The 12034-nt window shown below is 62.6% G+C and carries 9 protein-coding genes; all 9 read left to right on the top strand.

The window, feature by feature from the left end; genetic code table 11:
* Window positions 1-53: 53 nt before the first annotated feature.
* The 9 genes from LGM89_RS24385 to LGM89_RS24345 all read left to right on the top strand — a co-directional run bounded on the left by LGM89_RS24385 (window position 54) and on the right by LGM89_RS24345 (window position 12009).
* A complete protein-coding gene (locus LGM89_RS24385) occupies window positions 54-470 on the top strand; it encodes a TetR/AcrR family transcriptional regulator (protein WP_089498270.1) in 417 nt (138 codons plus the stop codon).
* 704 nt (window positions 471-1174) lie between these two features.
* Window positions 1175-3868 carry an aminopeptidase N gene (pepN, locus tag LGM89_RS24380; protein ID WP_226274150.1) on the top strand — a complete coding sequence of 898 codons (2694 nt, stop codon included), beginning with the start codon at window positions 1175-1177 and terminating at the stop codon, window positions 3866-3868.
* 604 nt (window positions 3869-4472) lie between these two features.
* On the top strand, window positions 4473-4964 hold the full coding sequence (locus LGM89_RS24375; protein ID WP_226274149.1) for an RNA polymerase sigma factor: 492 nt from the start codon (window positions 4473-4475) through the stop codon (window positions 4962-4964).
* Between the two features lie 42 nt (window positions 4965-5006).
* Window positions 5007-5981, top strand: a complete 975-nt coding sequence (locus LGM89_RS24370) for a FecR family protein (protein ID WP_226274148.1) — start codon at window positions 5007-5009, stop codon at window positions 5979-5981.
* A 464-nt stretch (window positions 5982-6445) separates the two neighbouring features.
* A complete protein-coding gene (locus LGM89_RS24365; RefSeq protein WP_226274147.1) occupies window positions 6446-8740 on the top strand; it encodes a TonB-dependent siderophore receptor in 2295 nt (764 codons plus the stop codon).
* 8 nt (window positions 8741-8748) lie between these two features.
* On the top strand, window positions 8749-9513 hold the full coding sequence (locus LGM89_RS37340; protein ID WP_226274145.1) for an energy transducer TonB: 765 nt from the start codon (window positions 8749-8751) through the stop codon (window positions 9511-9513).
* Between the two features lie 30 nt (window positions 9514-9543).
* Complete coding sequence (locus tag LGM89_RS24355) at window positions 9544-10269, top strand: MotA/TolQ/ExbB proton channel family protein (protein WP_089459807.1); 726 nt, start codon at window positions 9544-9546, stop codon at window positions 10267-10269.
* A 1-nt stretch (window position 10270) separates the two neighbouring features.
* Window positions 10271-10681 carry an ExbD/TolR family protein gene (locus LGM89_RS24350; RefSeq protein WP_089498276.1) on the top strand — a complete coding sequence of 137 codons (411 nt, stop codon included), beginning with the start codon at window positions 10271-10273 and terminating at the stop codon, window positions 10679-10681.
* A 17-nt stretch (window positions 10682-10698) separates the two neighbouring features.
* Entirely contained in the window at window positions 10699-12009 is a 1311-nt protein-coding gene (locus LGM89_RS24345; protein WP_226274144.1) for a thioredoxin family protein, read from the top strand.
* The last annotated feature ends 25 nt before the right edge of the window (window positions 12010-12034 follow it).

The raw sequence follows: 12034 nt of genomic DNA, 5'->3' as shown, positions 1-12034 counted from the left end.
TTGGCGGGGGGACGTCGTCGTCACTGTTCTTGGTGCGATACGTACTCTGGAACATGCGGCCCACGCGGATGACACGTGCGGAAAGCCGCTCACTCACCCGTCGGGATCTGCTCGATGCTGCCGCGCCGTGCATCGCCGAGAAGGGACTGGCGGCATCGAGCGTCGAGGACATCGTGGCGCGCGCCGGGTACACGCGCGGCGCGTTCTACTCGAACTTCAGGAGTACGCGTGAGCTTTTCGTCGAACTGCTTCGCGTCAAGCATCGCGACATTCAAGACAATCTGGAGACGTTAATGCAGGATGCCGCGGTATCGTTCGAGCCGTTCAACAGCAGTTCGCCTTGCTGTATGCGCGCTGCCATTCGAGCAACGTCGACTCAGTCGTTTGGGCCGAGATCCGCCTGCAGGCAGGGCGCGATGTGTACTTGTGCGAGCATGTGGAGGCCACGTGTGTTGATCGACGCGACATGATTGCGCACTTCTTGGATCACGGAGGCGAGCATCGCAGCACAAGAGCAGCGGCCCCGTCCGCCGATCGTGCGCTTATCCTGATCGCGATCATGGATGGCCTGCGGTACTTGGGGAGATCGTAATCTCCATGCATGTTTTCGGTTAGAGCGATCTAACGGGGTGCTGGCCAGGCCAAAGTAGGGTGTTGTGAATGACGCGCGCTGAGCACCGCTCGGCGCGTGCGGCGGCCATCCAGGCCCACCATCGATACATCGTGCCGTACGAAACCTGGCTCCAAAGCATGCGGATCGTGTCGCGGGCATGAGGGCGCCCGACGACACTATGACCCGGCTTCCGAGCCGGTCTTTTTTGTGTCTGGCGGCAGCTCGGGGTAATTGCGGACGGCTGCAGGGGCGTCAAGGTTTGTGGAGGGGGGGCGTCTGCGGCATTTAATAGTTTCAGTCAATGGAATCGAGTTCTGAATCCGAATTTCCAATTGAATGCGACTGGTCCAATGGCCGTTCTGAATCGTCTTAAGCGATTCGGAGCACGCATCGAATGTGCGAGCGCGGCGCGAGTGCGTTTCGCGCACGGCGCGATGCTCAGGTGCGTGAAGGTCCGATCAGGCGTCGCGTTTCGTGTTGACCGCTTGATCGTTCCTGGCGCATCAGCCCAAGCCGATGCGAGCAATGTCAGAGCGAGAACCCCTTTCCTGAAGCATGACCATGGCTGAAAACATCGCCCAAACCGTGATCCGCCGCGCCGACTACACGCCGCCGGCCTTCCTCATCGATGCCGTCGCGCTCGAATTCGATCTCGCGCCGGCCCGTACGATCGTCAGGAATACGATGCGCGTGCGCCGCAATCCGGACGCCGCGCCCGCGCCGCACCTGGAGCTGATGGGCGAAGCGCTCGAATTCGTTGGCGCCTGGCTGGACGGCGCGCCGCATGGCGCCGTGCGTGCGCACGAACACGGGCTGACGGTCGAGAACGTGCCCGATGCCTTCGAGCTGACGCTCGAAAGCGCATGCGCACCCGACCAGAATACGACGCTGTCGGGCCTCTATGTGTCGAGCGGCAACTTCTTCACGCAGTGCGAAGCCGAAGGCTTTCGCCGCATCACCTATTTCCTCGACCGTCCGGACGTGATGGCGTCGTACACGGTGACGCTGCGCGCCGACAAGGCCGCGTACCCGGTGCTGCTGTCGAACGGCAACCTCGTCGATTCCGGCGACCTGCCCGACGGCCGCCACTTCGCGAAATGGGAAGACCCGTTCCGCAAGCCGAGCTACCTGTTCGCGCTGGTCGCGGGCAAGCTCGTTGCGATCGAGGAGAAGATCACGTCCGGCTCGGGCAAGGAGAAGCTGCTGCAGGTGTGGGTCGAGCCGGCCGATCTCGACAAGACGCGTCATGCGATGGATTCGCTGATCCACTCGATCCGCTGGGACGAGCAGCGCTTCGGCCTCGAGCTCGATCTCGACCGCTTCATGATCGTCGCGGTGGGCGACTTCAACATGGGCGCGATGGAGAACAAGGGGCTCAACATCTTCAACACGAAGTACGTGCTGGCGAACCCCGAGACCGCGACCGACACCGACTTCGCGAACATCGAATCGGTGGTCGGTCACGAGTACTTCCACAACTGGACCGGCAACCGCGTGACCTGCCGCGACTGGTTCCAGCTGAGCCTGAAGGAAGGCCTGACGGTATTCCGCGACCAGGAGTTCTCGGCCGACATGGCCGCGGGCGACGACCTCGAATCGGCGGCCCGCGCGGTCAAGCGCATCGAGGACGTGCGCGTGCTGCGCCAGCTGCAGTTCGCCGAGGATGCGGGCCCGATGGCGCATCCGGTGCGCCCGGAAAGCTACGTCGAGATCAACAACTTCTACACGATGACCGTCTACGAAAAAGGCTCGGAAGTCGTGCGGATGTATCAGACGCTGTTCGGCCGCGACGGCTTCCGCAAGGGGATGGACCTGTACTTCAAGCGCCACGACGGGCACGCGGTGACCTGCGACGACTTCCGTCACGCGATGGCCGACGCGAACGGGCGCGACCTCGCGCAGTTCGAACGCTGGTACAGTCAGGCGGGCACGCCGCGCGTGTCGGTGCGCACCGCGTACGACGCGGCCGCGCGCCGCTATACGGTGACGCTCGCGCAGGGCTACGGCGACGCGTCGCCGGCCGCGCGCGACACGCAGCAAGGGCCGCTGCTGATTCCGTTCGCGATCGGCCTGATCGGCCGCGACGGCCGCGACCTGCCGCTGCGTCTCGACGGCGAAGCCGCCGCCGCAGGCACGACGCGCGTGCTCGACTTCACCGACACCGAGCAGACCTTCACGTTCGTCGACGTGCCGGAACAGCCGCTGCCGTCGCTGCTGCGCAATTTCTCGTCGCCGGTGATCGTCGAGTACGACTACAGCGACGACGATCTCGCATTCCTGCTCGCGCACGACAGCGATCCGTTCAACCGCTGGGAGGCCGGCCAGCGCCTCGCGACGCGCGCGCTGCTGACGCTCGCCGCGCGTGCGGCCGCGAACGAGCCGCTCACGCTCGGCGAGAACTTCGTCGCCGCATTCCGCCGCGTGCTGACCGATGAAAGCCTGTCGCCGGCATTCCGCGAACTCGCGCTGACGCTGCCGTCGGAAACCTACCTCGCCGACCAGATGGCCGAAGCCGATCCGGCCGCCGTGCATCGCGCGCGCCAGTTCGTGCGCCGCCGGCTCGCCACCGCGCTGCACGCGGAATGGCTCGCCGCCTACGCGCAGCACCAGACGCCCGGCGCCTACGAGCCGACGCCGGACGCCTCCGGCCGCCGCGCGCTGAAGAACCTCGCGCTCGCGTATCTCGCCGAACTCGAGGATCCGGCCGATGCGGTGCGCCTCGCCACTGCCCAGTACGACGCGGCGAACAACATGACCGATCGCGCGGCCGCACTCGGTGCGTTGCTGTCCGCCGCGGCCGCCGGCGCGACCGAACCGGCCGAGCACGCGCTCGACGATTTCTATCGTCGCTTCGAGAAGGAAGCGCTCGTGATCGACAAGTGGTTCGCGATGCAGGCGGCACAACGCGGCACGCCCGCGCAGCCGACGCTCGCGAAGGTCCGCAAGCTGCTCGCGCACCCGGCGTTCAACCTGAAGAATCCGAACCGCGCGCGCTCGCTGATCTTCAGCTTCTGCGCGGCCAACCCCGCGCAATTCCATGCGGCGGACGGCTCGGGCTACGCGTTCTGGGCCGAACAGGTGCTCGCGCTCGACGCGATCAACCCCCAGGTCGCCGCACGCCTCGCGCGCTCGCTGGAACTGTGGCGCCGCTTTACGCCGGCGCTGCGCGACCGGATGCGCGAAGCGCTCGAGCAGGTCGCCGTCGGTGCGAAATCACGTGACGTGCGCGAAATCGTCGAGAAGGCGTTGGCTTGACGGTTGGACGCGTCGGCGATTTCAGTTGATCCGGTGGTGCGGGATTCCATGTGTCGTGCAGATCGATGGCCAATGCCGAAGGCGGCGGTCACGTATCTGCCCATCATATGCGGAGCATTTGTCACCGAATGGATTCTTCCGTGACGGAAGACGCCTGCGCCCCCGCATCGCTCGCGACAGGCGTGACGCAATCACGTGGTCATACTAATTTTAATTCGGAAGATTTCAATTCGTATGTCGAATTTATCGATGTAACGACGAAGCGATTCCGAATAAAAATACTTTCCATATTTCTTTCGCGAGATCGTACCGCTTATCGCGAGGGGTTTCTTTTCAGGCTTGTCAGAAGTCGTTGCGCCGGGATTTATGCGTTCCTAATTCGTCATATCAAGTGAAACGTAATATATCGGGAGGGCGGTAGGAAATTATGTCGCGACAAAAGTGAAAAGCGCCCAAAAAAAGAAATTCATTCTAAATTGGCGTCGCTATGATGACGTCATCTTAGGGGCGAACGCTTGAAATTGATTTGGTCAGATCACGGCGCGGCAGCCGGTCAATTCTTACGATCTCCATGTATCGCTGGATGTGGGACGGAGCAACGCAAATGGCTAGCTTTATCGATGATCTCTTGCGGGGCTACGCCGACCTCCGCCGTGTTCTCACCCGGGAGTTGAGCGCCGACGATGCCGCCGATATCGCGCAGTCGTCCTTCGAGCAGGTGCTCCGCTATGCGGGGCAGCGCACGGTTGAGTCGCCGGCCGGCCTGCTGTTCGCCATCTCGCGCAACCAGCAGATCGATTCCGCTCGACGCAGGAAGCGTGTGCCGCACCAGTCACTCGACGACGTCGACGGACTCGCCGACCAGTTGCCCGTGTCCGAACTCACGCCGGAGCGACGCTATGCTGCGCGTCAGCGGATGGAGATTCTCGGCAAGGCGCTGGATGCGTTGCCACCCCGTTGCAGGGAGGCATTCGTGTTGTGCAAGTTGCACGGTCTTTCGTATGACGAGACCGCGCAGGAGATGGGAATCAGCACGACCGTCGTGCGCAAGTACCTGGTCCAGGCGATGAAAGAATGCAGAATCGCCTTGCTGTAGAATGAATCATTCGATTCGCTACGGATTGTGCCATTTTCAACGATGACATGGACCGAGTCGCAAAAGGACGAGGCTGACGAACTCCTCGTCACGATCCATTTTGGTCGGGGCGAGGAGCGAACCCTTGCGCGTGCTGCGCTCCAGCGCTGGGCGGGAGACGATCCGAAACGTCTGGCGTATATCGCCGAGCATATGAGCGTCGACCGAGAGGTTGACACTTTCGTGCACGAACTGCGCGGTCGCTACAGGCGTCATCTTTCACCTTCCCGGGAAGCAGTTGCGCGACGCGCGCCGAGATGGCCCGCAATCGCGAGTGCAATCGGTTTCAGTGCGTGCGCATTCGCCGTGGCCGCATGGGCGGTCAATCCGGTACTGTCGGAGCAGCGTTTTTCGTCGGCTGTCGGTGAACAGGTCGACGCCGCCCTGGATGACGGCAGCCATGTGCGCCTCAACACCGCGACGTCCATACAGTTCGTCAATCGGCTCCGGTCCCGCGAAGTAACGATGCTCGAAGGCGAGGCGCTCTATGCCGTCAAGCACGATTCCCTGCGTCCTTTTCATGTGATTGCCGGCGCGACCGATATCCGCGACGTCGGCACGCGCTTCTCCGTACGCGTTCGTCCCGCCGATGTGGACGTCGCGGTACTGGAAGGGCGCGTCGAGCTGTCGCTCCGCTCGGGCGGCCCTGTCGTCGATCTCGATGCGAACGAGGCGGCGAGGGCAACCGGAACCCAGATCGTCGAAGTATCCGACAGGCAGGAATTCGACGCGATGGTGAGCTGGAAGGATCGGCGCCTGCAATTCGACGGTACGCCGCTGTCCAGCGTCATACACGAATTGCAGCGCTACCGGGTCGCCCGCATCGTGCTGGCGGATAACGTCGCGGCGCGGTTTCGCGTGACGGGCGGGTTTTCAATTTCGGATCCCGATGTTTTGCTGAGATCGTTGCCCATGGTCGCCCCCGTGACGGTGAAGTTTCAGCCGGACGGGACCGCCGTGATCGCATCGCGTCGATAGCGTCGCTTCCGCGTGTTGCTGCTGCCGTCAATGTCCGCGCCTGACGAGGCGACGCCGGCGTTACACGTCCTCGCATAACGAAAACGCCGAAGAATGCTTTCGCGCTGGCAAGAGGCCAGCTGTCCATCGATCGGGCCTGGTCTGCGATCGTCGCAGCACCCGGTGCGCCCAAGCACGGACGCGCGCTCGTCATCGAAGCGCGATATCTTCCAGCAGCGCTTCACCCCAGTCCTCACAACTTGCCTCTGCCGAGCGGCTTCGTGATGGCGACATACAACCGACAAGCCGTTCTTTTGCGCGTGTGCAGGCAGCGCGACTCGAAAGCATTTGGCTATCGTCGCGATGAAAAATTTCAATAGCACGCGGCTGGTCTTTTTTGCTCCCTGCGTCGTCTTTAGTGGTGAAGCCTGACCGATAGCAACGTCAAGGCTCAATCACATCTTTGCACTGACAGAGAGGGGACAATGAAGCAATTCAAGCAGCCTGTGGCAAGGGCGTTGGCAAGGCATGTGGCGGCCAGTGTCGTCGGCATGGCGAGCATTTCGTTGTACGCGCAAACGTCGATCAATTTGCCCGCGCAGTCGCTTTCCACGACGCTGTCGCAGCTCGCTCGCGAGGCCGGCGTCAATATCCTCGCACCCGATAACATCGTTGCGGGCCGCGCCGCGCCGGCGGTGTCGGGCATGCTGACCGTGAATGACGCGTTGGCGCGCCTGTTGAACGGCACTGGTCTGCGCGTCGAGCAAGTGGACGCCAAGACTTACGTCATCAAGCGGTCCGACCCACCGCCTTCGCCGGGCGCGTCGAAGTCGGGACAGGATTCAGTACTCCCGACGATTACGGTCAGTGAAACCACCGGCAGCGCCGGCCTCGATAAGGGTTTCGTCGCCGATTCGACCAGCACGGCGACGCGCACCGATACGCCGATTTCGCAGACCGCGCAGTCGATTCAGGTCGTCACGAAGGACCTGCTCGACAGCAAGCAGACTCAAACGGTGTCCGAGGCACTCGCCAACGTGAGCGGTGTCACGGTGCAGGACTGGGGTAACGGTGCTCAAGTCAGTGTCCGGGGCTTCACAGCGGCCACGATGAGCAATGGCCACAACGATACGGGGTCCAGCAATTCGCTGGATATTCCGGTGGCCGGCGTCGAAAGAATCGAAGTGCTCAAAGGTGCCGACTCCATTCTGTCGGGAGCCATGGTTCCGGGGGGCGTGGTCAACATCGTGATCAAAAGACCGACCGCCGAAACCGTTCGGCAGCTGACGCTGCAAACGGGCTCCTACGGCGACTGGATGAGCTCGATCGATCTGGGTGGCGCACTGACGAGCGACAAGTCGCTCCGCTATCGGTTCGTCTTGTCCGCCGAGCGAGCCGGGGAGTCCTTCGGCGGTTACGACGGCCAGAGAAACTTCTACGTCGCGCCGTCGATCGAATGGAAATCGGGTAACACGGACATCGTTCTCGGCTACCAGCATCAGGTGGTCAACCGACCGCCGGTACAGCTGACACAGCCTCGGGTCGGCGACGACCCGCTGCCGATCCATTCGCGCAGTACGCCATCCCAGAATTCACTGAGCCAGATGGACACGCTGTCGGTCGATTTCACACAGCAACTCGGATCGATCTTCAAGTTTGAAAGCAAGGCGCAATATCAGGCGTCGACTTTTTCCCAGCGTGATTTCTATGATCCGATCGGCATCGGATCCGGGAAGACCGTTTTTTTGGGCTTCAATGACCACTCGCGTTCCTACGGCTTCGACCTGGACAATCATCTGCAGGCGAAGTTTTCTTTGGGCCCGGTCAAGCAAACCGTTCTCGTGGGCGTGAGCAACAGCGTCTATTGGACAGATTTCACCAGTTTGCCCATGAAGTTTCTCGTTGCCCCATTCCCGCTGGCTTCGGCACCGCCCATTACCGGGACGTCGCAATATTCGGGCAGCCCCGTCAAATCGTACTCGTCCACGGTCTACTTCCAGGATCAGATTACCTGGGACAGGCTGCATATCCTCGCGAGCATCGCTCGCGGAACGGTATGGGGCACCAATACGGCCTCTCAATCACAATGGTCGCCGAACCTCGGCATCCTTTACCAGCTCACGGATAACGTCGCCGTTTATGCAAACGCGTTGCGCAGTTTCTACCCGCAATATGGAACGCTTCTGCTGGATGGCAGTGTGCCGCCTCCACAAATCGGGCGATCGGTCGAGGCAGGCTTCAAGTTCAACTTCTTCGACGATCGCCTGAGCGCAACGGCCGACGTATTCAGAACGGCGCAAAGCAACGTCCTGGTTGGCATTCCCGGCACGAATTTCTCCACGCTCGGCGGCGGCATGGTGGTACGCGGCGCAGAACTGAGCGTCACCGGCCGTCTGTTGCCGGGGTTGAACGTTTTCGCGAACTACACCTTCAGCAATCAGCAGCAAATCACGGACGGTGTGAGCGAAGTGCCGCGTCATAGCGGCACGATCTGGATGACCTACGACCTGCAGGGCGAGCGTTTGCATGGGTGGGGCGTCGGCGCGGGCGTCGAAGCGCGCAGCGGCTATCAAGTGTCGAACTCGCGCCTCGGGGTATTCAAGGCCCCGGGGCAAGCGCAGACCGATGCGAGCGTGTATTACCGCGCGAAGCAATGGACGGCGACCCTGGGCGTCAAGAACCTGTTCAACCGCACCCTCTATCAGAACCAGATGACTTCAGCGATCGTCGGCCTGCAGCCGGGCCGACTGATTTACCTGACCGGACGCTATAACTTCTGAGGCATGTCGTGGATAGTTCGATCGTATTGCCGTCAAGGTACGCATCCGGCCCCGCAGCAGCGGGCCGGGAGGTTCGTATCGGTTATGGCCGGCCTGTCGCAATGGGCGTGGCGGTGGCGCTTCATGCATTGCTGCTGGTCGCGTTCTGGAAGGCCGACGTCCATCTCGACCTGCATGCCGGGAAGCTCGCGTCGGCCGGATCGTCGATCAGCGTGACGCTGGTGAACACGCCGCAACCGACCCCGACGCCCGTTCTGCCGCGGCCACCCGTCAAGCCGGTGACGCGCAAGCCGCCCGTGCCGCACCGCGCGCCCGTGCTCGCCACGCATCACGACGCACCGCGTGCGGCCCAGGCGGCGACCCCGCAAGCGCATGAACCGGAACCGCCGGTGCCTACGCCGCCCGCCGTCCAACCCGTCGAGACAAGCGCAAAGAGCACCCCGTCGGCGCAGCCGGCAGCCGCGCAGATGATGGCGCTCGCCGGCGGGCAGGACGCCAAGAGCGTGGCGCACGTTTCATGCGACATCGAGCGGCCGCCGTATCCCGCGCTTGCACGCCGGCTGAATCACGAAGGCAAGGTGGTGCTGCGCGTGACGATCGGCATCGACGGCCGCATCACGGAGGCGACGACCACCGAATCGAGCGGTTTCGAAGAACTCGATACGGCCGCGCGTGCCGCGATGCTCGCCGGGCGTTGCAAGCCGTACCTGGAGAACGGGACGCCGATCGTCGTTCGCGCGCTTCAACCACTTGAATTCAGATTGGACAACTGAGCTGCAAGCAGCTCGTCGAGGAGTACAGCAATGAACTACGGAATCGCAGACATCGTAAATCGTGGCGACACGATCAGTCACGCCATCGCGCTGGTCCTGGTCGTCATGTCGCTGACGTCGTGGGCGGTCATGCTCTACAAGGGCGCGCAACTGATCCGCATGAGAAGGCAGAGTAAAGCCGCCGAGCGCAAATTCTGGCAGGCGGGTTCGATCGAGGAAGGGTGTGCGGCACTGGGTCGCTTCGACCACAGCAACCCATACCAGAATCTCGCGGAGGCCGCGCGTGAAGCATCGGAGCGACATAACGATACGCACCTGAAGGAAGTGCTCTCGCCGGACGACTGGCTGCAGCGCTGCCTGAGCGTGGCGCTCGAAGAGCAGGTTGCCCGAATGGCGAGCGGCCTTGGGGCGCTTGCATCGGTCGGCAGCACGGCGCCGTTTGTCGGCCTGTTCGGCACTGTCTGGGGGATCTATCACGCGCTGCTCGGCATCAGCGAGGCGGGGCAGAGCAGTCTCGCGCAAGTGGCCGGGCCCGTCGGCGAATCGCTGGTCATGACCGCGTTCGGCCTGTTTGTCGCGATCCCGGCCGTGCTCGGCTACAACGCGGTGTCCCGCGGCAATCGCATGATCGTCCACAAGCTCGCGCGCTTCCGCCACGAGTTGCACGCGTATCTGATGAACTCGGACCGTCATCGCACGGCTTCCGTGCGCGTGAAGATCGAGCAGAAACGCGTCGCGACGGTCGAGGAGAGCTGACATGGCGTTCTTTGACGACAGCCACGACGACGTCATGAGCGACATCAACATGACGCCGCTCATCGACGTGATGCTCGTATTGCTGATTGTGTTCATGGTGACGTTGCCGGTGATCAATCACGCCGTCAAGCTCGACTTGCCGAGTGCGAACAGTAGTCCGAACGATACGCGGCCCGCGCACGTGAGTTTATCGGTCGACGCGAGCGGCACGGTGTTGTGGGACGAGAAGCCCGTTGAAGCCGATGCACTGGATGCCCGGCTGAATCAGGCGGCGGCCCAGCAACCGCAGCCGGAGATCGAGCTGTATGCCGACCGGGCCGCGCGTTATGAATCGGTGGCCAACCTGCTTTCGGCGGCCCAGCGCGCAGGCCTCGTGAAAATCGATTTCGTCACGCAGCCGAAATCAAAATAAATTTAGGAATATGAACGATGTCAATTCTTGATACGACCGCCGCGACGCTGCTCGACGACGTGTCGGGCGAAACAGCCGTACTCGTGGATTTCTGGGCGCCGTGGTGCGGACCTTGCCGCGCGCTCGCGCCTCATCTGGATCGGCTTGCGAAGGACTATGAGGGGCGACTGAAGATCCTGAAGCTGAACATCGACTCCGAGCCGGACGGCGGCAAGAAATTCGGCGTGCGGGCGATTCCGACGCTGATCTTTTATGCGAACGGCAAGGAGCACGACAGGCTGACCGGACCGTCGACCATACGGATGCGCATGACGATGGAGAAATGGTTCGCGCAATGCGGACTGGAGACGCCGGAATCGGCCGCGAGCGAAGCCGGAAGCGACGAGCCGGAAGCCGCCGCGGTCGATGCACCGGCCGCGGCATGGTGCAGCTTCGGCGGGGATGAAGCGCACAAGGATCGATGCATCAGCCGCTATCACGAGCTTTCGGACGAGCAGCGCGGCAGTGAGCGCGTCCAGGAACCGTCGACGCGGCTGGCAGGCGCCCGGGGGCAGTTCGAGGAGGTTGTCGGGGTACCACGGCAGTTCGGGGAACTCGTCGATTCGATCTGGATGTTCCTGAGCCGAGTCAAGGACGGTGCGGAAGAAGCCGATGCGACGGCGCTGAAGATCTTCCACGCCATTCCGGTGGGCGCGAATCTCGCACGCGCCGCGACCGACGTTCTCCATGAACTCGTTTACCACTCGCGCTGGGAGATCACGCAGTACTTCACGGGTGAAACCGAGCGAGGCATCGTGTTGCGCATCAAGGCAGCGCACGCGCGCGAGCGCGCCGGCGAGAAGATCGCGGCAAAGGAATGGGAGGCGTTGCAGCGCGCGGCCGTGATGCTGGGCGTGGGCGACGGATCGGCCGACCTTGAGGCAAGCCAGATGCTCGAGGGCTTGGCCGGTCCCATGTCGGACTGGTCGGCCAATGGGAAACTCCACATGATCCTGAAGTACGTGAATCGGGAGCTTCGCCGCAAGGCCGATTGGCGTGACGACGAAGAGCAGAAAATCACCGCGATGCTCGAACGCGCTACGGAACAGGTGCACAGCGAGATCGGAAGCGCGCCGCGCGACGACGCCGCAGCGCGGGCGGCATGGGTGTCGGCCTTCATCGAGCGCCGCGGGGCATTCATTCAACAGTGCCGGGAGCAGGACCCGGACCTCTGGAAGCGATACGACGTCGTCAGCATGGATAGCGTGCGGCAAGCCGCAATCGTCTGTGCGGATGTCGCGGAATCCCTGTTGACGTGGCTGAGCGCGAACGCTCCCCGTTCTGTTTGAACCTCTTTCCTTCCTTCGATTATTC

Source organism: Burkholderia sp. AU31624 (genome assembly GCF_020420065.1).
In the GTDB taxonomy this organism is placed as follows: Bacteria; Pseudomonadota; Gammaproteobacteria; order Burkholderiales; family Burkholderiaceae; genus Burkholderia.
The sequence above is the reverse complement of the archived record's forward strand: the minus strand, read 5'-3'. Positions and strand labels throughout refer to the sequence as shown.